The sequence below is a fragment of the Spiroplasma endosymbiont of 'Nebria riversi' genome (assembly GCF_018831625.1).
GTDB lineage: Bacteria > Bacillota_I > Bacilli_A > Mycoplasmatales > Nriv7 > Nriv7.
The window spans coordinates 1,094,780-1,115,733 of sequence record NZ_CP065193.1; the positions used below are offsets into that span (position 1 = coordinate 1,094,780).

General features: G+C 24.8%; 35 protein-coding genes, 4 tRNA genes and 2 pseudogenes. 19 read left to right on the plus strand and 22 right to left on the minus strand.

Annotation, left to right across the window (positions count from 1 at the left end):
• Positions 1–22 precede the first annotated feature (22 nt).
• Together I5Q57_RS06990 and I5Q57_RS06995 are read right to left on the minus strand one after the other, a co-directional pair.
• Complete coding sequence (locus tag I5Q57_RS06990) at positions 23–388, minus strand: ATP-binding cassette domain-containing protein (protein ID WP_215825851.1); 366 nt, start codon at positions 386–388, stop codon at positions 23–25.
• Positions 369–1,625: an ABC transporter transmembrane domain-containing protein gene (locus tag I5Q57_RS06995; protein ID WP_215825852.1), complete on the minus strand. Its 1,257-nt coding sequence runs from the start codon at positions 1,623–1,625 to the stop codon at positions 369–371. The genes I5Q57_RS06990 and I5Q57_RS06995 overlap by 20 nt, the downstream gene beginning before the upstream one ends.
• 189 nt (positions 1,626–1,814) lie before the next feature.
• Between I5Q57_RS06995 and I5Q57_RS07000 the strand changes: the two genes are divergently transcribed.
• Positions 1,815–2,021 carry a hypothetical protein gene (locus I5Q57_RS07000; RefSeq protein ID WP_215825853.1) on the plus strand — a complete coding sequence of 69 codons (207 nt, stop codon included), beginning with the start codon at positions 1,815–1,817 and terminating at the stop codon, positions 2,019–2,021.
• A 272-nt stretch (positions 2,022–2,293) separates the two neighbouring features.
• On the opposite strand, the gene I5Q57_RS07005 is transcribed toward I5Q57_RS07000, so the two are convergent.
• A complete protein-coding gene (locus I5Q57_RS07005; RefSeq protein WP_215825854.1) occupies positions 2,294–3,556 on the minus strand; it encodes an Mbov_0401 family ICE element transposase-like protein in 1,263 nt (420 codons plus the stop codon).
• A gap of 386 nt (positions 3,557–3,942) precedes the next feature.
• Between I5Q57_RS07005 and I5Q57_RS07010 the strand changes: the two genes are divergently transcribed.
• Both I5Q57_RS07010 and I5Q57_RS07015 read left to right on the plus strand, forming a co-directional pair.
• Positions 3,943–5,079: a hypothetical protein gene (locus I5Q57_RS07010; RefSeq protein ID WP_215825855.1), complete on the plus strand. Its 1,137-nt coding sequence runs from the start codon at positions 3,943–3,945 to the stop codon at positions 5,077–5,079.
• A 137-nt stretch (positions 5,080–5,216) separates the two neighbouring features.
• The gene (locus I5Q57_RS07015) at positions 5,217–5,363 is read left to right on the plus strand and encodes a hypothetical protein (RefSeq protein ID WP_215825856.1); all 147 of its coding nucleotides are present in this window, start codon (positions 5,217–5,219) and stop codon (positions 5,361–5,363) included.
• A 254-nt stretch (positions 5,364–5,617) separates the two neighbouring features.
• On the opposite strand, the gene I5Q57_RS07020 is transcribed toward I5Q57_RS07015, so the two are convergent.
• The 11 genes from I5Q57_RS07020 to I5Q57_RS07065 all read right to left on the minus strand — a co-directional run bounded on the left by I5Q57_RS07020 (position 5,618) and on the right by I5Q57_RS07065 (position 11,150).
• Positions 5,618–6,106 carry a hypothetical protein gene (locus I5Q57_RS07020; RefSeq protein WP_215825857.1) on the minus strand — a complete coding sequence of 163 codons (489 nt, stop codon included), beginning with the start codon at positions 6,104–6,106 and terminating at the stop codon, positions 5,618–5,620.
• Between the two features lie 57 nt (positions 6,107–6,163).
• Complete coding sequence (locus I5Q57_RS07025; protein ID WP_215825858.1) at positions 6,164–7,810, minus strand: hypothetical protein; 1,647 nt, start codon at positions 7,808–7,810, stop codon at positions 6,164–6,166.
• A 304-nt stretch (positions 7,811–8,114) separates the two neighbouring features.
• Positions 8,115–8,528: a hypothetical protein gene (locus tag I5Q57_RS07030; protein ID WP_215825859.1), complete on the minus strand. Its 414-nt coding sequence runs from the start codon at positions 8,526–8,528 to the stop codon at positions 8,115–8,117.
• Positions 8,529–8,533: 5 nt separating this feature from the next.
• Entirely contained in the window at positions 8,534–8,782 is a 249-nt protein-coding gene (locus I5Q57_RS07035) for a hypothetical protein (RefSeq protein ID WP_215825860.1), read from the minus strand.
• Positions 8,783–8,784: 2 nt separating this feature from the next.
• Positions 8,785–9,069, minus strand: coding sequence for a hypothetical protein (locus I5Q57_RS07040; RefSeq protein WP_215825861.1), 285 nt, complete (start codon positions 9,067–9,069; stop codon positions 8,785–8,787).
• Between the two features lie 15 nt (positions 9,070–9,084).
• A complete protein-coding gene (locus I5Q57_RS07045) occupies positions 9,085–9,525 on the minus strand; it encodes a hypothetical protein (RefSeq protein WP_215825862.1) in 441 nt (146 codons plus the stop codon).
• Between the two features lie 72 nt (positions 9,526–9,597).
• A complete protein-coding gene (locus I5Q57_RS07050) occupies positions 9,598–10,086 on the minus strand; it encodes a hypothetical protein (protein ID WP_215825863.1) in 489 nt (162 codons plus the stop codon).
• Positions 10,087–10,152: 66 nt separating this feature from the next.
• Complete coding sequence (locus I5Q57_RS07055; RefSeq protein WP_215825864.1) at positions 10,153–10,362, minus strand: hypothetical protein; 210 nt, start codon at positions 10,360–10,362, stop codon at positions 10,153–10,155.
• 279 nt (positions 10,363–10,641) lie between these two features.
• On the minus strand, positions 10,642–10,764 hold the full coding sequence (locus I5Q57_RS09740; protein ID WP_256444883.1) for a hypothetical protein: 123 nt from the start codon (positions 10,762–10,764) through the stop codon (positions 10,642–10,644).
• Positions 10,765–10,767: 3 nt separating this feature from the next.
• Positions 10,768–10,911, minus strand: coding sequence for a hypothetical protein (locus I5Q57_RS07060; RefSeq protein ID WP_215825865.1), 144 nt, complete (start codon positions 10,909–10,911; stop codon positions 10,768–10,770).
• Positions 10,912–10,928: 17 nt separating this feature from the next.
• Positions 10,929–11,150, minus strand: a complete 222-nt coding sequence (locus I5Q57_RS07065) for a hypothetical protein (protein ID WP_215825866.1) — start codon at positions 11,148–11,150, stop codon at positions 10,929–10,931.
• Positions 11,151–12,096: 946 nt separating this feature from the next.
• Between I5Q57_RS07065 and I5Q57_RS07070 the strand changes: the two genes are divergently transcribed.
• Entirely contained in the window at positions 12,097–12,363 is a 267-nt protein-coding gene (locus tag I5Q57_RS07070) for a hypothetical protein (protein WP_215825867.1), read from the plus strand.
• A 526-nt stretch (positions 12,364–12,889) separates the two neighbouring features.
• Here I5Q57_RS07070 and I5Q57_RS09935 read toward each other — a convergent pair.
• Positions 12,890–13,027 (minus strand): annotated as a pseudogene (locus I5Q57_RS09935) (IS3 family transposase); the annotation flags it as partial.
• Positions 13,028–13,074: 47 nt separating this feature from the next.
• Between I5Q57_RS09935 and I5Q57_RS07075 the strand changes: the two are divergent.
• From I5Q57_RS07075 to I5Q57_RS07085, 3 genes are all read left to right on the plus strand, one after another.
• Positions 13,075–13,875, plus strand: a complete 801-nt coding sequence (locus I5Q57_RS07075) for an IS1/IS1595 family N-terminal zinc-binding domain-containing protein (protein WP_215825868.1) — start codon at positions 13,075–13,077, stop codon at positions 13,873–13,875.
• Positions 13,876–14,079: 204 nt separating this feature from the next.
• Positions 14,080–14,262, plus strand: coding sequence for an IS3 family transposase (locus I5Q57_RS07080; protein WP_215827079.1), 183 nt, complete (start codon positions 14,080–14,082; stop codon positions 14,260–14,262).
• Positions 14,234–14,497 carry a hypothetical protein gene (locus I5Q57_RS07085; RefSeq protein WP_215825869.1) on the plus strand — a complete coding sequence of 88 codons (264 nt, stop codon included), beginning with the start codon at positions 14,234–14,236 and terminating at the stop codon, positions 14,495–14,497. The genes I5Q57_RS07080 and I5Q57_RS07085 overlap by 29 nt, the downstream gene beginning before the upstream one ends.
• A 51-nt stretch (positions 14,498–14,548) precedes the next feature.
• Here I5Q57_RS07085 and I5Q57_RS07090 read toward each other — a convergent pair.
• The 7 genes from I5Q57_RS07090 to I5Q57_RS07120 all read right to left on the minus strand — a co-directional run bounded on the left by I5Q57_RS07090 (position 14,549) and on the right by I5Q57_RS07120 (position 16,052).
• A tRNA-Met gene (locus I5Q57_RS07090) sits at positions 14,549–14,625 on the minus strand.
• Positions 14,626–14,630: 5 nt separating this feature from the next.
• Positions 14,631–14,707 (minus strand) — tRNA-Pro (locus I5Q57_RS07095).
• Between the two features lie 13 nt (positions 14,708–14,720).
• Positions 14,721–14,797, minus strand: a tRNA-Arg gene (locus I5Q57_RS07100).
• 218 nt (positions 14,798–15,015) lie between these two features.
• The gene (locus tag I5Q57_RS07105; RefSeq protein ID WP_215825870.1) at positions 15,016–15,222 is read right to left on the minus strand and encodes a hypothetical protein; all 207 of its coding nucleotides are present in this window, start codon (positions 15,220–15,222) and stop codon (positions 15,016–15,018) included.
• A 15-nt stretch (positions 15,223–15,237) separates the two neighbouring features.
• Positions 15,238–15,522: a hypothetical protein gene (locus tag I5Q57_RS07110; protein ID WP_215825871.1), complete on the minus strand. Its 285-nt coding sequence runs from the start codon at positions 15,520–15,522 to the stop codon at positions 15,238–15,240.
• A gap of 69 nt (positions 15,523–15,591) precedes the next feature.
• Positions 15,592–15,834 (minus strand): IS1/IS1595 family N-terminal zinc-binding domain-containing protein, encoded by a 243-nt coding sequence (locus tag I5Q57_RS10130; RefSeq protein WP_215827080.1) that lies wholly within the window; start codon positions 15,832–15,834, stop codon positions 15,592–15,594.
• Between the two features lie 141 nt (positions 15,835–15,975).
• Positions 15,976–16,052, minus strand: a tRNA-Cys gene (locus tag I5Q57_RS07120).
• A gap of 569 nt (positions 16,053–16,621) precedes the next feature.
• Here I5Q57_RS07120 and I5Q57_RS09745 point away from each other — a divergent pair.
• The 12 genes and pseudogenes from I5Q57_RS09745 to I5Q57_RS07170 form a co-directional block, all read left to right on the plus strand.
• On the plus strand, positions 16,622–16,747 hold the full coding sequence (locus I5Q57_RS09745; RefSeq protein ID WP_256444884.1) for a hypothetical protein: 126 nt from the start codon (positions 16,622–16,624) through the stop codon (positions 16,745–16,747).
• 261 nt (positions 16,748–17,008) lie between these two features.
• Complete coding sequence (locus I5Q57_RS07125; protein WP_215825872.1) at positions 17,009–17,638, plus strand: IS1/IS1595 family N-terminal zinc-binding domain-containing protein; 630 nt, start codon at positions 17,009–17,011, stop codon at positions 17,636–17,638.
• Positions 17,623–17,928, plus strand: a complete 306-nt coding sequence (locus tag I5Q57_RS07130) for a hypothetical protein (protein WP_215825873.1) — start codon at positions 17,623–17,625, stop codon at positions 17,926–17,928. Before I5Q57_RS07125 ends, I5Q57_RS07130 begins: the two co-directional genes overlap by 16 nt.
• A 148-nt stretch (positions 17,929–18,076) precedes the next feature.
• Positions 18,077–18,253, plus strand: coding sequence for a hypothetical protein (locus I5Q57_RS07135; protein ID WP_215825874.1), 177 nt, complete (start codon positions 18,077–18,079; stop codon positions 18,251–18,253).
• A gap of 29 nt (positions 18,254–18,282) precedes the next feature.
• The gene (locus I5Q57_RS07140; RefSeq protein ID WP_215825875.1) at positions 18,283–18,495 is read left to right on the plus strand and encodes a hypothetical protein; all 213 of its coding nucleotides are present in this window, start codon (positions 18,283–18,285) and stop codon (positions 18,493–18,495) included.
• Positions 18,496–18,693: 198 nt separating this feature from the next.
• Complete coding sequence (locus I5Q57_RS07145; protein WP_215825876.1) at positions 18,694–18,891, plus strand: hypothetical protein; 198 nt, start codon at positions 18,694–18,696, stop codon at positions 18,889–18,891.
• Positions 18,892–18,906: 15 nt separating this feature from the next.
• Positions 18,907–19,140: a hypothetical protein gene (locus I5Q57_RS07150; protein ID WP_215825877.1), complete on the plus strand. Its 234-nt coding sequence runs from the start codon at positions 18,907–18,909 to the stop codon at positions 19,138–19,140.
• Positions 19,141–19,487: 347 nt separating this feature from the next.
• A complete protein-coding gene (locus I5Q57_RS10135) occupies positions 19,488–19,604 on the plus strand; it encodes a helix-turn-helix domain-containing protein (protein ID WP_215825878.1) in 117 nt (38 codons plus the stop codon).
• On the plus strand, positions 19,561–19,764 hold the full coding sequence (locus tag I5Q57_RS10140) for a hypothetical protein (protein ID WP_215825879.1): 204 nt from the start codon (positions 19,561–19,563) through the stop codon (positions 19,762–19,764). Before I5Q57_RS10135 ends, I5Q57_RS10140 begins: the two co-directional genes overlap by 44 nt.
• 41 nt (positions 19,765–19,805) lie before the next feature.
• Positions 19,806–20,180 (plus strand): IS3 family transposase, encoded by a 375-nt coding sequence (locus tag I5Q57_RS10145; RefSeq protein WP_215825880.1) that lies wholly within the window; start codon positions 19,806–19,808, stop codon positions 20,178–20,180.
• A 197-nt stretch (positions 20,181–20,377) separates the two neighbouring features.
• Positions 20,378–20,473 (plus strand): IS3 family transposase, encoded by a 96-nt coding sequence (locus tag I5Q57_RS10150; RefSeq protein WP_440137657.1) that lies wholly within the window; start codon positions 20,378–20,380, stop codon positions 20,471–20,473.
• Between the two features lie 27 nt (positions 20,474–20,500).
• Positions 20,501–20,941: pseudogene (locus I5Q57_RS07170) on the plus strand (IS3 family transposase); the annotation flags it as partial.
• Positions 20,942–20,954 lie beyond the last annotated feature (13 nt).

A 20,954-nucleotide genomic window follows, 5' to 3' on the forward strand; every position in this document is an offset into this window, starting at 1 on the left:
TTTGATTAAGATTTTCTTGAATTTATTTTTCCACAATATTATCTAAAGAACTTGTTGCTTCATCTAAAATTAAAACTTCAGGATTTTTTAAAAACATTCTTGCAATTACTAATCTTTGTTTTTGACCACCAGATAAAATAAATCCCCGTTCACCTAAAATAGTATCATAACCATTTTTTAAAACAATAATAAAATCATGCAACTCTGCTTTTTTACAAGCAACAATAACTTCTTCTTTAGTAACTTTAAAAACTCCATAACTAATATTTTCAAAGAAAGTACCATAAAAAATTCGGGGTTCTTGTTCAACATAACCAACATGTTGTAAATAAGAAGTTAAATTAATTTTTTTTAAATCTTGATCAGCATTAATGTAAATTGTTCCCATAGAAGGATCATAAAACCTTAATAAATAGTTTAGAGATTGTTGATTTCCCTACTCCCGTTTTACAAACGAAAGCGTGAGACTTACCTTGTTCAAAATGATAGTTAAATTTATTCAAAATAATTTGATCACTATTACGATAATAGAAACTAACATTATCAAAAATAATATTTCCCGTAACAGTCTTCATAATCGGTTGCTCTAAATTACGATTAATTTGTGGCTTTTCATTTAATAATTCATTAATTCTAATTGACGATGTTGATGCATTAGCTAAATTATTAAAAGTACGAACTAATGTCATAATTGGAAAAATTAAAATATTAATTCCTAAAACAAATGAAATAATAATTGGAATTGCTTCAGAATTATCTGCAACCAAAGTTTGATTATGCATCATTATTATCCCTACTAATAAAATAATAATATTCAAACTAGAAATTCCCATTTTCATAAAAGAAACAATTACTGATGATAATGTTACTTGTTTAAGTGAAGTTTTATAATAAATTTTATGAATATCCACAAAATGCTCTTTTTCATAAGTTTCTGTTCCTGATGATTTAATTAAACGAATAACACTAATGCGATCAGTAATATCGCCATTAATATTTGTCAAAACTTTGTGAACTTTATAAGTTATTTTTTTAAAAATACCAAACACTACTAATAATGTAACTAAAATTGTTAATGCCGCGATTAAAGCAACAATAGTTAATTTAATTCTAATAGTTAAAAGAATTACAATTGCTCCAACAAAAGTAAAAATTGCTGAAAGAAAACTAATTGGTATTTGTTGTGCTTGGTCACCAATAGTAGCAGTATCAGCAATAACTTTAGTTAAAATTTCACCATTCTTTTTATTCGTATAAAATTGCATATCTAAATCAACTAAATTATTTAACACTTTATTTCGAATATCAATTTCAATCTTTTTAGCAATAATGCCCCCTAAAAAACTTTGAAAGAAATTAAAAACTCCGGAAGCAAGATAAAGAATAATGATAATAATTACATAACTAATTAACATGCCATAAGGTCCTTGCAAAACATCAGGACTAACTAATTTTTGCGTTATTTTTGGGGTGATAATGACACAAATCGACCCTAAGGCTGTAAAAATCATTATGATACAACATTGTCATAAATATCTTTTATAGTAAAAAGCAACTACTTTAAAAAAACCACCTTTAAATTTTTTAGAAGAATTATTTTTTTCATCATCTTTGTCTTTATTCATATAAATATATCCTTTCCTAAAAAAACCATTTTGAATTTATAATAATTATACAATAAAAAATATTTATCTGCTTTACTATTTGCAAAATATCTGATTAACAATTAGAAAAATAACTAAAACTTTTACTTTTACTTTTACTACTATTAATAGATAATAATATTAACGATAGTAAACGAGAGGTGGCAAATTATGACTAAAGAACAACTTAAAATATATGGTAATCCATCTCAAAAAATGAATACAATTATTGAAATTCACCAACAAATAAAAGAAATTTTTAAAAATTTTCAGTTTAATAACGAAAAAGATTGTAATATACCACAGACTTATGACAAGTACAAGAGGGTTTTAAAAGGGTCGCGTTTAGTTTTCTTAGGTATTGCTTTGAAGAAGTAAAACAATCAGCTAATTATATTATTTAATTACTAAACTAACCCTGCCTTTCTTGTTATTGTCATTTTTATTCACTACTATTTTATCATATTATTGAATTTTTACACAATGAAAAATTATTAATTTTATTAATAAATTATCACTAATTATCTAAATTTATGTTTTCTATATTTATTCGTATATACAATACTAACTTTATTAATTCAACTATCATCATTTTTCTTATTATATTTATTTCATAATGAAGTTTTATATATTTATTTTCTGATTTCTATTTATGAATTAATATTTTTATTAATATAATGTAATACATTTAATTTATTTAAATTTGCCATTCTTAAATGTAATAGATTATTTAAATTCTTATGATTATATATTTTCGCTCCATATCCTAATTGTTGTTTTACCAAATGCGATACATCACTCTCAATGCTACAACCGATATTTCATTCTAAATTTTGATTATGAATACCTTGTTTATTATTACTGAAATAATTACTCGCCTTTCTTAAATTTGTTTTAATATCTTTATTTAATTCATTTTTAGCAAAACTACTACGAATGTTTTTGATTAATTCTTGGTGATTGCCATCCTTATATAATTTAATTCAACTATTTATTGTTACTTTACGATTTTCAAAAATAATATTAAATGCAGTTTGTTTTAACTTTTTAATAGCATGACAACCATCTAAAATATATCTAACATTACCAAAACTATTGGCAATTTCTCTAATTCAAGTATCACCATCGCCACAAACAATTATTTTGTCATAATTAATATTCACATAATTTTTTTGTAATTCCTTAATTAATAAATCACGATAATCCATCGTATTTATTCGTTTGCCAACTTTTAACATTAGAAAATGAACTCGTTTGTTTTCTAATTCTCTACGAGCATTTTTGTATTTTTTTTCTTTATGTCCGGTATGAAAAGTAACTAAACGAATTCTTTGGTCTTTTTTAACCTTATGATCTAATGTTGCTAAAAAGGTCTCATCTAGTTGAATATATAAATCCTTATTTTTGACATCAATTCTAGTTTTAGTTTCTTTTTCTGCTAGTTGAAAATATTCGGCAATATCATATTTATTTAAAATATTTGAAATACTACCTTTTGAAATATAACAATGATTTAGAGCATCTAAAACATCGCGATAGCGTTTGCCATCACCCAGAAGACTTAAAACTTTAAATTGGACATCAAAATAAATGCGTTGTTTGGGCAATAAACCTATTTCTTTATCTAGTAAACATACATATTCAAATTTACCTGATTTTTGATTTCAATATTTATATCGGCGTCGTTTAAAAGTAACATTACCAAAAATTGTAATAATTGTTCTTAAAGCAAAATGAACTACTTTATAACCTTGTTTTAACCGATAATGATATTTATATAAGTATTCATCTAATTTCTCATATTTGTTAGCTAATTGTTTACATTTATTGGTGTACATATTTTTATGGGTTGTAAATAAACTAAATCAATGCTTATTTTCCGGGGCTTTTAAATTATTATTAATTTCTAACATAAAAATCGCCTTTCTTGGTAGTAATTTTAACAAAGTTAAATTTTGTTAGTTTATTTTTATTTTTTAAAGGTAAATATTTTCCTAGAAGTAGTATTTAATATTTTAGACTTGGTATATAACCTTTAATTTTATCTACTATTTTGATAATATTATTTCCTAGGTGAAGTATAAATGTTAGATAAATACAAAGATAAAAATGAATTTTATAGTTTAGTAGGCTAAAGTGTTATAGTTATGTACCAAGTCTTTTGAAAAAATGATAGAAATTCTTATTTGATGATTTATAATTAATTTGTATTAATTAAATTGTAAAAATTTAAGAAATAGTTGGGTGATCTATAAAAATTTATTAATTAGTAAAAATTCATGAAAGTAATTTGATTAATATGAAAAAATTACTTAGTTTATTAAGCATAATAACAATGGCCGGAAGCGGAATGTTAGGAATTGTCGGAAACGCTCCAACTTCAGAAAAAAGTGAAATCAGTTATTTAAAAACAAATAATTTAAAAAATTTAGATAAAAAAGTTTATTTGATTGAAGATAAACCAAACAATTATGATGCTATAGAAATTAGCGAAATAAAAGGTCAAGTTAATGATATTGCAATCCATGACAGAAATATTAAGTCTACAGTTGCCGGCGCTACTTATTTTGCAACAGATGATGGATTATATTTTAAATCAAGACCTTCATCAAACTTAATTAAAATTAATGGAATAAATGAAGCAGTTATTTGTATTATAATTGAACAAAAAAGTGGTAATGTATTTGCAATAACTAAAAATAAAATGCTTTTAAATATTATTCAAATAAATAATTTAAGGTTTAATAACATTATTAATGATGAAATTATTTTAAATGAATTAAATTATTTAAATCCTGATTTAGATATATCACAGTTAGAAATTATTAATAAAACAGAGACATCAGCCACAATTAAAATAAAAGACAATGGTAAATATTTTGGTGAAGTTACTGTTAATTATAAAATTAAAAATAAAGAAGAAATTAATGATATTAATTTAAATGAATTAATTAAAAAAGCATCATTTTTTAAATTTCGAGATGAAAATCCAAATTTAATATTTAAAGAAATAAATTATATTGATACTAATAATTTAAATTTTTCAGATATTGAAATAACAAAAAAAGAAAATTCATTTTCATGATCTAATGTTCCTAAAAATGTATGTCCCGATAGAGAAATTACCAATAAAATTCCAAATACAAGATCATTTAATGTACCTGCTTGTGAATATAATTCAAAATCAAAATTAGTATTTCAAATTACAACAGGATTAACTAAAACAAAACAAGAAAATAAATTAAATGGTTGAAACATAAATTCTGATGATGAAATGAAATTAACAGATTTTACAAATATAAATAATAAAAATTCTGAAATCATTAATGTATTATCAAATGAATTTGATTTATCAAACACAAATAAACAAGAACAAGAAATGATTTTAAGTATTGTTAAGGAACCCGCTGATAAATTTGAACTTAATCCTAATTAAAAATTACTTATCCAGTAAGAATAATTGAATCTGAAATTATATTAAATTTAAAACAAAAAATTACAGGAAATATTACTGCCAAAATAATTGATGATAACGATAAAGAACAAATAGTTACATTATCAATTACAGAAGTAATGCAAATTTTAAAAAAATATATTTTATTACCAAATGAAATTACTATAGATAAAAACAATGATAAAATAACATTTAACGGTGAAGCATTTTTTTCATCAGAAAGAGAAGGGCCAGTGAGAACAAATACAGTTACTACTATAGTATAAGGTTTTATAAAAACGATATTAGCTATTTAGAATAATAACTTTAATTGAAACAAGCACAACAAGTTTAAATTTCTTATAAAAACAAGAAAAATATTCAAACCAGTAATTAATTAAAATTACTGGTTTCTTATTTTGTTAAAATAGAAAAAATGAAAAAGTTGTTTAGTTATTTAAGGGTATTGTCATAATGAAAAACCATCTTTCTTATAAAGAAATCTTAACATTTTATATATTTTTATTAATTAAATAATGAATTAATTGTTGTCTTTTTTTGTATGAAATTTTTTAATATGAAATTTGTTTGAACCGGGATAACTATATTCTTGTATTGTTATTTTTACATCTTTAATTTTTTTAGCAGTATAAAAATATTCAATATTTGTTTTTTGAAAATCTTTATCAAAAAATTCTCTTTCTTCTGGGGTGCTGTTTTCTTTTTTATAATTATAAATTTCTTTAATTTCTTTAAATACTGGTTCATTGGTAAAGACAGCAAACCCTCTGGTATTTTCTCCATAATTTTTTATTTCCAAAGGTAATTGCTTTTTTACTGAGTCAATATTAATATATACTGGGTCACTGCCTTTTTTATACAATGATTGTAAATAACTGTTATTTATTTCTGAAAATTTTAAGTTATATGTTTTATATTGAACTTGTTGTGTTTCGCTTTCTTTTTTAGAACAGCCCACTATTGGTAATATTGTTAATGTCGAAAGAGCTATTATATTTAAAATTTTCATTATTCTAATTCCTTTATTGCTTTATTTTTTCAATATATATATATATATATATATATATTACACGAAAATCCTTAATATCATTAGAAAAATGGCAAAACCGATTAAAAATTGAAAGGTATAGTAAAAAGCTGGTACTGTGTTAAAAACTGGAAAAATGGCAGTTGAAAAGTTAACTGTTGCTTTTGCAATAATTGCTAACGGGCGTAAAATGGTAATGATTTGTGACGCTGTCAGCATTCAGTTTAGCATTTTAATACCAGCATTTTGAATGGCACAACCAATATCATTAAAAGTAGGTATTCACCGTCCTGAATATTTGCAATTTGGTGGCGGAATTAGGTCATCCCATTCTGAATTGGTGGAACCATCAGGAATAAAAGCCGTGGAATTAAGGACATTAAAGTCATAAATTTTAAAATTGTATTTAGAAGTATTATTTTTGTGATAAAGTGGAAAAGTTAAGGTAAAAATATTAATACCGTAACGAATATCAATATCGGTATTGAGATAATTAATACTGTTAACAGTTTTGTTGGTTGGTAAGACGATGAGTTTATTATCATAAGATTTAAGGACATTAAAATCAATTTGATAGATGCTGTTATTATTTTTAATAGCAGTATAATTTTCTTGGTGCGTTTTTTTATCAAAAGTAAAAAAATAACTTCTTAGTAATAATTCTGAATTACCAGTAACATTGATTAAATATTTTTTGGGATAAAAGGTAATTAACGAACGATAAAAGAAACCGATTTGAATAAAGTAATCTTTGTTGTAATTATCTACACCCTTAAAATCAATTTTGGTATGAGTTTTTTCGTCCATATCAAAAGTAGCATAAAATAAAATGGCAAAGAAGTTGCCAAGGATTTCATAGATTTCATCAAAAATATTTTTGTAATCGCTGTTATTATTAATACTAGGAATGTTGTTTTTAAAATAAAAGTAAATGTCATTTCGTAAATCGGGGTCATAGCGTAGAAAACTAAATTTAACATTAAGATAATTTAAGGTTCCAAAAAGATACTTAATTAGATAATAATCGTTAGTATTTTCGGTGTTATATTTTCAGATCTCACTTTCACTGTGTAATAATTGTAAATAGTTATTACCTGCGATTAAGGTTTTATTAAAAGCTTTAATTTTTAAAATATTATTATTAATTTCATCTTCACTACTAGAAGTCTTATGATAAAAATAACTTTCATTTTTAAAACCATGATTTTTAATCGTAAATTCTTTGTAATAACCTTTTTCTAAGGTGTCAATGAAATTAAATACGGGTGTTCAATAGAGATACGAGTAATTAAATTTATCAAAATCACCACGGTGAATCATTAAGTAATCAAGATTATCAACAACATCGTTATAGTTATGGTTGCCATCAAATTTGGTGGTTGTTTCTGGCAAATCAATGTCCGTACTTGGTTTGGTTTCTAATTTTGCTAAAAATTTTTTAACATGAAATTTGTTTGAACCCGGATAACTATACTCTTGTATTGTTATTTTTACATCTTTAATTTTTTTAGCAGTATAAAAATATTCAATATTTGTTTTTTGAAAATCTTTATCATAAAATTCTCTTTCTTCTGGAGTGCTGTTTTCTTTTTTATAATTATAAATTTCTTTAATTTCTTTAAATACTGGTTCATTGGTAAAGACAGCAAACCCTCTGGTATTTTTTCCATAATTTTTTATTTCCAAAGGTAATTGCTCTTTTACTGAGTCAATATTAATATATACTGGGTCACTGCCTTTTTAAAATATTTTATTTTTCATTGTTTTTTTAGTTTTGATTTTTTTAATAAGTCATTCAATACCACAATTTATAATTACAGCTATTGTCATGCATATATCTAAATATCCTAGTATCATAAGTGAAATTAATGCTTCAAATTTTTCATATAATAATTTCAAATCATTAATTTCCAATTTTAAAAATGAAATGAAAAAGATATTAATCATAAAAATGTAAGATACAATTCTCCATCAATATTTTTTTAAAGAATTAATTAGTTTGTTTGATTTCATTTTTCAAGGCTCTTTTTGCTTTAATTTTTTGAATAATAAAGCGGATTAATTTTTCAAATTTAATTGCAAAATATATTGCTCCGCCTCATCAAAAAACAAATATTCCTGCCAACATAATACCAATATTGAACTTGCCAAAGAATTTAACCATCTCTTCATTCATAAAATTATTAAATTCGTCGCTTGTTTCGGTTATTCATTTAGTATTGATTACTGTTAATGCTGCACAAGTTAATAAACTTATAAAGATGAAAATAATACTTAATGATACTTTTAACCACTGTTTTTTAAAATAATTTTTAATCCTTAATTTTAATGGCATTTTTTCTTTTGAATTATCTTTTTTAAATAATTTTATTAAAATTTTTTTTCATTTTAATTCTCCTTTCATATTTTTTATCGTCCTTTAATCACAATAAATAAGGCAATAATTACACAATTAACACCAAGAATGGTAAAAATTGGGTGTTGCGAAAATGTTCGTGCCATTGGTTTAAATAGTTCTAAAATTGTTAAATTACTAGTAATAAATTTTTGAAAATTGGTAAGGCCTTCGCTAATATAGTTTGTTAAAGTTTCAAAATGACTACCAGCCATCAATCCAAGAACAGTTATTAAGATAAAAATAATAATTAGTTTAAACATTTTTAGTTACCTTGTTTTGTTTTTATCGTTTTTACTTGTTTTTTAACTTTTCCTCAGGCACTTAAACGATCTTTATTTTTAACGGCATATTGGCGTTGTTTTTCTAAATTAACTTGTTGACTACCAAATCCAATAATAATTGCCATAAGAAATCCTGCAGCAAGCGTTAAGAATAAAGGAAATATTAGTTGAATTTTTGTTCCAGGTACTTCTAAACTTCAAATTAAGTCAAAGACTTTATAAAGCATTTGGGCGAGAAAGTCGGCCATTTTTGCGAGATTTTCCATTTTTTATTATTCCTTTTATTTTATTTTTCTTAAAAATTTGCTAAATTTATCCATTTTTAAGTTTTCTAAGTCTTCTAAATCAATTGCTGTGTCAGTATAGTATTTATCTTCATAGTCAGGATTTACTTTTAAATTTAAGTAATCTCTTAAAAACGCTAGGTAAAAAGAGTTGTAAGTGTTTAATATTGGTAGAGTAATTTTTAGTTTAAAAAAATAAATATCAAGTTCAGGAATATCACGATATTTAATACGGCGACCTTTTTTGCTATTTTTAGCATCAATTAAAGTGTTTCGTCAGCGTTCATACTCTTCAATGCTCGTAAAGGTACCATAGATGACTTTTAAGTAGGGACGAAAAATATTAACTGGTTTTTTACGAATTCCCACAATCACATTATTAGCAATATCAAGAACTTTAACTCAAATATGTTTATCTCTTTGACTGCTAGCAAGCACAATATGACCAAAATGGCGCGCCAGAGCAAAATACTCTTGAATACTAGTTTCTTCATTTTTGGTATTATTTTTTTATCAATCAGTTACTTCTAAAAATAAGTTGGTTTCATCTCATAAAAGTAAGATTTTTTCTGGCAATACTGGATAATCAAAGTATAACAATCCCATATGCCCTAAACTTAATTTTTGGGTTTCTAGTAATGGAAATGTTGATGCGATATGATATTTTTTCTTTTTTAGTAATTTTGATGCGATATGATATTTTTTCTTTTTTAGTAATTTTGATGTGTATGCTAGAAAAGCGGTTTTTCCAGTTCCTAATGAACCAATAACAATATTTAATGGTGAGTTTTTTAAGAAGTTAATAACTTTGTTAATTTGTGTTAAATTACCGATTTTAAAAAGAAAAATTAAAATACAACCCGCTAAAAATAAATAGCTTACAATGTTTTTAAAATAACCGTTGTAAATATATCAAATTGCTCCGCAATGTCATAAAATTAAAAATAAGGCGCGATTCAATTCAATAAAATGGTTATTTTTTTTATTATTCATTTGCAAAATTTCATCTTGCACCTCACTTTATTTTTTTGTTAGCGGACCGCTCCAAGTAATTTTTCAAACATTTTAAAACAAATAAAGAATATTGCCAAAATAAATGGAAAAATGAATATTCAGTAATCAAGCAAAGAAGTTACCGACTTGTGGCATATTAACAGCAATAATTTCTCACATTTTAGTAAACGCTGTTATAATCGCATTTCATAATTTAGTCATCGCGTCACTAGCTGTTATCTTTGTTACTGCTGGTGCTTCTGTTAATAAAGTTCCAATCATATAATCACCCCCTTTCTTTTTAAAGCATTCATCATTTATATTCAAAGTTTTTCTTAAATTTGTTAAAACCACGATTAACCTTAACGTGGTTATATTTTTTTCTAATTTAATTTTGAATTTCTTTGGGAATGCATTACAATGTAACTTCTTGACATTAATTTTGCCTCTATCTAAATACTGATATGGTTTTTCAAAGTAGCATTAAAATAAATCACACCATAATCGCTGTTAGGAATCAAAAAGCAATGTTTGCTATTAAAAGTCAAAGTGGTGCTCCGGTTAATTTAATTTCTTTACCACCAGTAATGTGATGTGAGCCGGAATAGTTGTAATTTGAATAAATAAATCTCAGAAAGTTTGTTTAATTTGTTCTCAATTAAATTCTTTTAAGTTTATTGTCATTTTTTATCTCCCAAAAATCATTTTTATTGGTAAATACATAATTGAAATTAGTGTGAAAAGAAAAGTAATGATAATAATTAATCCGGCAATAAACGCAACTTGTGCAGGCGTTTTTTCTATCGGAACAAACAGTTCTAAGAATTCCATGATAATTTTTCAAAACATTATTTTTTATCCGCGTTATTGTTTTTTGAATTAGGAGCTTTAACTCATTCTTCAAAGCGAGCAATAAATACTTTTTCGTCTTTTGTAAAATTACCAGAATTATTTTTAATGGCATTTTTATATTTAATTCGCATTTTTATTTTGGCATAAATTTTATAAGCAAAATATGCCGATAGCATTATGCTGATAATAATAAATATTAGTCCAATTGCGATATTCATTTTTAAGCTCCTTTAAAATAGTTATAATTTATATCTTTTTTGTTGTTTTCTTTTTCGGCGATGAAGAAGCCTAATAATTATTGCCCCTTAATTAATTTGGTTTCATTTTCTTTTTCATTAATTGAGATTACTTGATATCTACTATCTTTAATTATTCCAATGCAAATTGAGTTCTCATATTTTCCTTTATAAACAAATCGCTTTGCAAACCAAATGCCGATTTGTTCATTAAATCACGGAATTTTTTGGGGCTTTAATAAACATTGCGTTTTGTGTTTCTTTTAAGAAATATTTTTTAGTATTTAAGAAAGTGTTTTAAATGTTTTTCATAGTAAATTACATTTCTTATAAATAAACTAAGTTATATTAACTAAGTTGTTAGTTAACTTAGTTTTTTAAACACTTATATATCGCAGATTTAAGTGTTTAACAAGCTTTGTTAGTAAATTTTGTTTTTTAATTAGATAAAAATTTTAATAATTTTAAACTTAGCATAACCCCTATATAGAAATTTATACACTTTAACATCCGCATCCTACCCTTGGAACTAATTTAATAGCGTGTATATTTTTAGGAAATCCACCCATTCATTTTTTTATTGCAAAACGAAACAAATTGCTATAGCTAATAGGGTGTTATCTATTAACTGGTAAACTTCTTTTGGTTATGGCGACCTCCCACAATTTATCGTGTTTTAATACATACCAACATTATTAACTCACTTGTATTCAATTTTCAAAGAACAAATTTTTAACACCTTATAAAATAAAAAGACAATCATTGCTGACTGCCTTAATACTTATTCAAACATTCTCCTATCTAACAAAACTTTATGCGTCCTTTAAAAAGGGACGATAAATTATCAAATAATGCAGAAAATTTTTAAAAATAGTTTATAATTAAATTCCAAGGCAAAGAAAGTGCAGATTAATTTTTTGGAGAAAGGTTGTTTGATTATCCAGTAAGTTTATCAATTATTAGGATTAATAGGAACAATGGCGGGACTTGTTGGAAACGCTCCAACCCCCAAAAAAATGAAATTAATTATTTACAAACAAATAATTTAGAAAAATTAAATCGAGTTAAAAGAGAAGAGGAAAATAGCTGTATTGGTTTTGTTGCACAAAGTATTGCCAAAGAATCATTAAAACAAGGAGGGGCAGGAATTTTAATGGGCTCTGCGCTGCTGGCGACGCAATTGTTGGGGGAATAGTTGTTCTGGGAACCGGAACTATTACAGGAATTATAGATGGGATTAGTAAGTGTTAATAAATAAATATAAATAATAATTTTAGTTAAACAATGAATAAAACATATAAATGAATGAAAAAATAATTTAAATAAATTAGATATTAATAGATAGATCAAGCAGTTATGTTTATAAAATTTTTTTAGATAAAAATAATAACATTTATTTTGAAACTAATTAAAAAATTTATAAAATAAAAAATAATTAAAAATTGAAAAGATTATTAATTAGCAGGCTAGAAGCAATCGCTCCATAACCAGAACAACAAATTAAATATTTTGTAAAAATAATTATTCAAACTTCTATAAATTACTTTGTTAAAAATTTTTGTAATATTTGAAATGGTGTTTTAGCCTTTAATGATGAATGACAGTGTTTAAAGTTATAAAAGTAATAATATTTGTTTAAATAATGTTGAAGTTCATTTTGATTTAATTTTTTATCCTTGGAATAAAATAATTTGGTATGGCAACCCTTTTTTGGACACTTTTTATGTAGACTGTCATTTTCTAAATTCAACATGCGTTAAATAATTTAAACTGCCATGTATTCTAAGATTATTGTATCAATTAACAAAATCAAATAATTCTTTTAATTTTGTAGAAAACTCTTGATATTTATTGAATATACTTAATTTTAGGTATATTTTTAATATGATAGAGGTGGATAATAATTATGGAAAAAATAATTCAAGAACTAGTAAATACTTTAACAGATGATCAATTTTTAGAATTTTATGAAAAAGTCAAACAACAAGCAGAATTAATAAAAAAACAAAAACGTTTAAATGAAATTGATCAAAAATTTAGGGCAAAAGGCATTAAATGCCCTAAATGTGAATCTTACCATCGCGTTAAAAATGGACATAATTCAGAAGGAAAACAAAAATATTTATGTAAAAAGTGCCGTGCAAGTTTTGACGCTTTTCGTAATCATTTTATTTATTGAAGTCATTTAAATTATGAACAATGAAATTTATTGATTCAAATTTCATTGCTGGGGCAATCTAGTAAAACAATTTCTCGTTTTATTAAAACTACATTAAAAACTTATTGATATAATCGTCAAAAATTAATGAAATCAAAACAATTAGAAAATACCCAATTAAAATTTAAAAAATTATCTGTTAAAATCCAAATCGATGAAACATTTATTAAAGAAATTCATAAAGGAAATTTCAAACATAAAACTGATCCACGAAGAATTCACCTTGACCCATTCGCAACTAATACTAAATGCTGTATTCAAATAGCAGTTGATAATAATAACAATATTTATGTTAAATCCACAAACACCAAACGTTTACAAAAACAATGAGTTATTGAAAATATGAACAAAGAATTAATTAACCAAAATTCAATTATTACTTCTGATATGCAAAAATTATATTTTTTAGTAGCGAAACAAACAAACTCTATTTTATGTTTAACTAAAACAACAATTAATCCTGAAGCTAGTTATCGTAACTTAAAATAAAATCAGTAAATTACAATCTATTCTTAAAGAAGCCTTAATTCATTATCATGGTTTAGGTTTTACTAATAGTTAAAATTATTTAAATCTCTGAAAATGAAAATACCAATATAAGAGTTTAACTCCGAACCAACAAACAGCGGTATTATATTTTAATGTATAAAAAATTAAAGTAAAAATAGTAATTTTACATAAAAGCCTTTTAAAATAGAATTTATCAAGGGTAAAAAATTTGAAAATTTAACACAATTAAAATGCGAATTATTTGATTTTGTTAATTGATACAATAATCTTAGAATACAGGGCAGTTTAAATTATTTAACGCCTGTTGAATTTAGGAAAATGACAGTCTACATAAAAAGTGTCCAAAAAAGGGTTGCCACACCATAGAGAAGTATTGCAAAGAATCATTATCAAATATGACAGCATTTATCTTCCTAACAATTTAATTGCCTTTTGAGAATTAGAAATTGACAATGAAGAACTTCAATATACTCTTGAACACTTACTAGAATACATTAACGAACATTATTCTGAAGAACACGCTTATGAAGAAATTTATGAAGAAGTACAAAACTTTGTTGAATATATGGAAAGTTTAGAACCAAAAGAAAAGAAACACTAAAAAACGACTTTATTTTCTAAATAAAGTCGTTTTCAAACCGTAAACATAACTTGGTAGCGAGAGAGAGACTTGAACTCTCGACCTTTCGGGTATGAACCGAACACTCTAACCAACTGAGCTATCTCGCCAAATATGGTCGGGAAGATAGGATTCGAACCTACGACCTCTCGGTCCCAAACCGAGCGCTCTACCAAGCTAAGCTACTTCCCGTATTAAAATAAAATGGCGCGCCCAACAGGAGTTGAACCCGCAACCTCTTGATCCGTAGTCAAGCACTCTGTCCAATTGAGCTATGGGCGCCTATGGTGTCATTAAATAACAAAATTATTATATATTATTACCGCTCTGTTAACAACAAAAATTTCTTTTAATTTTGTCGAAAACTCTTGATAAAATAAAAAAAATCATCAACTTGATAATTTTAAAAGGCTTTTATGTAAAATTACTATTTTTACTTTAATTTTTTATACATTAAAATATAATACCGCTGTTTGTTGGTTTGGAGTTAAACCCTTATATTAGTATTTTCATTTTCAGAGATTTAAATAATTTTGAATATTAGTAAAACCTAAACCATGATAATGAATTAAGGCTTCTTTAAGATTAGATTGTAATTTACTGATTTTATTTAAGTTACGATAACTAGCTTCAGGATTAATTGTTTTTTTAGTTACACATAAAGTAGAGTTTGTTTGTTTTGCTACTAAAAAATATAATTTTTGCATATCAGAAGTAATAATTTAATTTTGGTTAATTAATTCTTTGTTCATATTTTCAATAACTCATTGTTTTTGTAAATGTTTGGTGCTTGCGGATTTAACATAAATATTGTTATTATTATCAACTGCCATTTGAATACAGCATTTAGTATTAGTTGCGAATGGATCAAGGTGAATTCTTCGTGGATCAGTTTTATGTTTTAAATTTCCTTTATGAATTTCTTTAATAAATGTTTCATCAATTTGGATTTTACCAGATAATTTTTTAAATTTTAATTGGGTATTTTCTAATTGTTTTGATTTCATTAGTTTTTTACGATTATATCAAGCGGTTTTTAATGTGGTTTTAATAAAACGAGAAATTGTTTTACCAGATTACCCCAGCAATGAAATTTGAATCAATAAATTTCATTGTTCATAATTTAAATGACTTCAATAAATAAAATGATTACGAAAAGCGTCAAAACTTGCACGGCAATTTTTACATAAATATTTTTGTTTTCCTTCTGAATTATGTCCATTTTTAACGCAATGGTAAGATTCACATTTAGGGCATTTAATACCTCGTGCTCTAAATTTTTGATCAATTTCATTTAAACGTTTTTGTTTTTTTATTAATTCTGCTTGTTATTTGACTTTTTCATAAAATTCTAAAAATTTCATATTTCATAACTTTAATTAATAATATCACAAATTATTTCTTGTTACCTATTGGTTAATTAAAAAAATCACTTAACTGTGATTTTACTTAATATTTTATGGAGGCACTGATCGGATTCGAACCGATAATCAAGGAGTTGCAGTCCAATGCCTTAAACCAGTTTGGCCACAGTGCCATATATACAATAAATATTATTACACATTAATTATAAAACTACAATAATATTTTATTAAAAACTGTAGAAACCATATACATATGACAAGATTTTGGTTTCTACAAACCTGCTTTTAATTAATAAATAAATACGAGCTCATTTATTTATTACAAGAAATATAAGGTTAAATTAATATTTATTATTTTTAGTTATGCCTTGTATTTTTTTGTGCCTTGATAGCAATAAACTAAGTTAATTAGTAAACGAAGTTTACTAACAAATTTTGTTAAACACAAATGTTTAAAAAAATAAATATTTAGCTTAGTTAGATAACTAAGCTAAATATAACTTAGTTTAATATAACTAAATATATTTGTAAGGGAGGTATGTATGTGAGAAATATTGAAAATATTTTTTTAAATACTAAAAAATATCTTTTAAAAGAAACACAAAACGCAATGCTTATTAAAGCACCATAAATTCCTTGATTTAGTAATCCTATTGGTATTTGATTTTCAAAACAATTTGTTTATAAAGGCAAATATGAAAATTCTATTTGTATTGGAATAATTAGAAATGGTGAGTATCAGTTGATTTCAGTTAATAAAAAAGAGCAGGAGTCTAATTTGATTATAGGACAAGAATTGTTAAATTTTTTTATTGCCGAAAAAGAGAATGATAAAAAGGATGTAAGTTTTAATTATTTTAAAAATTAATTTTAAAGGTGTTTTAAGGCGCCTTAAGAATAGAGGTAAATAAATTATTTAAAAAAACTCCACAAAACATCTTGGTTGATGTTTATAGTGGTGAAGCGGTGCGGAAAGCGTATGCTCCGCCCGCTAGAGGGTTATGGATGAGTTGAGGTTATTTAACTAAGTTATTGCAATTTTTTTTTAATTTTGTAGAAAACTCTTGATATTTATTGAATATACTTAATTTTAGGTATATTTTTAATATGATAGAGGTGGATAATAATTATGGAAAAAATAATTCAAGAACTAGTAAATACTTTAACAGATGATCAATTTTTAGAATTTTATGAAAAAGTCAAACAACAAGCAGAATTAATAAAAAAACAAAAACGTTTAAATGAAATTAATCAAAAATTTAGAGCACACGGTATTAAACGCCCTAAATGTGAATCTTGCCATTGCTTTAAAAATGGACATAATTCAGAAGGAAAACAAAAATATTTATGTAAAAATTGCCGTGCAAGTTTTGACGCTTTTCGTAATCATTTTATTTATTGAAGTCATTTAAATTATGAACAATGAAATTTATTGATTCAAATTTCATTGCCGGGGCAATCTAGTAAAACAATTTCTCGTTTTATTAAAACTACATTAAAAAATGCTTGATATAATCGTCAAAAATTAATGAAATCAAAACAATTAGAAAATACCCAATTAAAATTTAAAAAATTATCTGGTAAAATCCAAATCGATGAAACATTTATTAAAGAAATTCATAAAGGAAATTTCGAACATAAAACTGATCCACGAAGAATTTACCTTGACATGATAATAATAACAATATTTATGTTAAATCCACAAACACCAAACGTTTACAAAAATAATGAGTTATTGAAAATATGAACAAAGAATTAATTAACCAAAATTCAATTATTACTTCTGATATGCAAAAATTATATTTTTTAGTAGCAAAACAAACAAACTCTACTTTATGTGTAACTAAAACAACAATTAATCCTGAAGCTAGTTATCGTAACTTAAATAAAATCAGTAAATTACAATCTAGTCTTAAAGAAGCATTAATTCATTATCATGGTTTAGGTTTTACTAATATTCAAAATTATTTAAATCTCTGAAAATTAAAATACCAACATAAGGGTTTAACTCCAAACCAACAAACAGCGGTATTATATTTTAATGTATAAAAAATTAAAGTAAAAATAGTAATTTTACATAAAAGCCTTTTAAAATTATCAAGTTGATGATTTTTTTTTATTTTATCAAGAGTTTTCGACAAAATTAAAACAATTTTTTGATTTGATGTAGTAAAAAAATAGTTTTGGAGTTTTAGAAATGAAAATGTGAGTTAGTGTGGATGAACCGCCTAAAAATTATTGTCGAAAGTTTATATATTCTATTAATAAAAAAACTGGATTAGAACAAAAAATTTGAGCGTCTAAATCTGCACTTGAATCTGTTAGAACTGATTTAGTCGGTGATAATTGACTTTGTGTTGATATTGCATATTAAAAGATTAAAAAATTAAGGAGAAAAGAAAGATGAGTATATTTGGATTAGTATTTTTTACGATTTTAACATTATTACTAGCATATTATATTGCAGTTAATATTTATCGGTTTTTTAAAGATAAAAAGAAATATGGTAGTGAAGCAAAGCGGTTGCCAAAAGATTTTACTTATTCACAACGAATATTTATTGCAAAGTTTAAACGAAATTTGTTAGAACAAGATGAAAAAGAAATTAAAAAGTAGGTTTAGAAAATGTTTAAAAAAATAATTATTGAGTTAATTGAATTAATTTATCCAACTGCCGATTACCACCCCAAGTTGTATTTTTTTTTCAATTTTAATAATTGTAATGCTATCTTCAGCCATTATTTTTCTACTCTTTTGACCTTTTAAGCGGTAATTATTATATTTTTAGTTGCTTGAAAAGATTTAGATTGAGAAATGACAAAATTGTATTTTTGAGATTTATTTATCCAAATTACAACTATTCCGGCTCATATTAGTGGTGGTAAAGAAATTGATTTAACACAAGAAACACTTTGACTTTTAATAGCGAACATCGCGTTTTGAATGGTATTAGTAATTATTGTCTTATTTATGGTTATTTTGTTTTATAAAGTTAAATCATATTTTGTTTAGAAAGGGGGTGATTATATGATCGGAACTTTCTTAGTAGATGCACCAGCTGTTACTGGTGAACAAGCGGTTACTAATTTATGAAAAGCATTAATTAAAGCATTTAGCAATATTTGAACTGATATTATTGGTGGTAATATGCCAAATGTCGTTAATTTCTTTGCTACATATTGATTTTTCTTGCTTGGTGTGATTATTGGTTTATTTTTAGTCGCTTTCAAAATGTTTGAAAAATTAATGCCCGGCAGATAGTAATAAAAATAAAGAAAGTGTGATTTAAGCGACGCTATTGTTTAAAAAAATAAATTTAATATTATATGATTTTGTTGCTTTAAATCGCACTTTATTTATTATTGCGTGATTTTATGGTGCGATTTTGCATTATTATAATCCCCAAAGTTAAAGAATGTTATTTGATATTATTTATTTATTAATTGCTTTGTATATTTTATATACTAAAATTTCTCATTTCTTTGCATGGCGTAGTTTTATTAATTTCTTATTAAATTTGCCTTAAATGGATAGGTTACAATAAGTTGGACCATATTTATGTGGACTTTCAAATAAAATAAAATTATTAAGAAAGTAGGAAGATAAAAATGGGGAAAAACTCATATTCAAATGAATTTAAAAAACAAATTGTCATGCTTTATCAAAACGGAAAAAGCATTGTTGAAATTATTAAAGAATACGGGATTTCAAAATCAGCCGTATAATCAGTGAATTAAAAATTTTAATAATTTTGGGTCATTTAAAGTACAAAATAATCGCACTGTCGAAGAAAATGAATTAATTTACTTGCGAAAAGAAAACCAACAATTACGAATGGAAAATGACATTTTAAAGCAAGCAGCACTGATAATTGGCAAAAAATAGGAGTTATTAACAATAATAAAGAAAAATATTCCGTGCTAAAAATGTGTCAAATATTAAAAATAGCAAAACCAACATATTATTATCAAACTAATAATTGTGTTAAGTATGATGTTAATAATTATGAAGAAGAAGTTATCAGTGCATTTAATAAAAGTCGTAAAATTTATGGTGCTCGTAAAATTAAAGCTGTTTTAATGAGAAAAGATATTATCTTATCACGTCGAAAAATCAGATTCCTTATGATCAAAAATAATTTGGTTTCTAAATACAACAAATTAAAATATCGTAATCATAAAACAATGGTTAATAATGAAAAAATTAGTAATGTTTTAAATCGTCAATTTAATAACAAAAAACCTAATGAAGTTGTTGTTAGTGATTTAACATATGTGCAAAAGTTGGATAGGTTACAATAAGTTAGACCATATTTATGTGGACTTTCAAATAAAATAAAATTATTGATGAAATTTTAAGCACTTTTAAAATTAAAAAATCATTGAGTGCGAAGGGTTGTCCTTATGACAACGCTGTGGCTGAAACAACTTACAAAACTTTTAAAACGGAATTTATTGAGGGTAAAAAATTTGAAAATTTAACATAATTAAAATACGAATTATTTGATTTTGTTAATTGATATAACAACATTCGAATTCACGGCAGCCTAAATTATTTAACGCCTGTTGAATTTAGAAAACAACAGTCTACATAAAAAGTGTCCTAAAAAGGGTTGCCATACCAAGTTGGAGGAAAATGACATTATATTTGTTTATTAATTGACTTGTTTAATCGAGAAATAATTGGCTATAGTGCCATACCAAACAAAACCGCTGAACTAGTTCAACAAGCTTTTCATAAAATAACACGACCATTAAATAAAATAACTTTATTTCATACTGATCGTGGTAATGAATTCAAAAATAAAATCATTGATGAAATTTTAATAACCTTTAATATTAAAAGATCATTGAGTGCGAAGGGTTGTCCTTATGACAATGCTGTGGCTGAAACAACTTACAAAACTTTTAAAACGGAATTTATCAAGGGTAAAAAATTTGAAAATTTAACACAATTAAAATGCGAATTATTTGATTTTGTTAATTGATACAATAATCGTAGAATACATGGCAGTTTAAATTATTTAATGCCTGTTGAATTTAGAAAATGACGGTCTACATAAAAAGTGTCCAAAA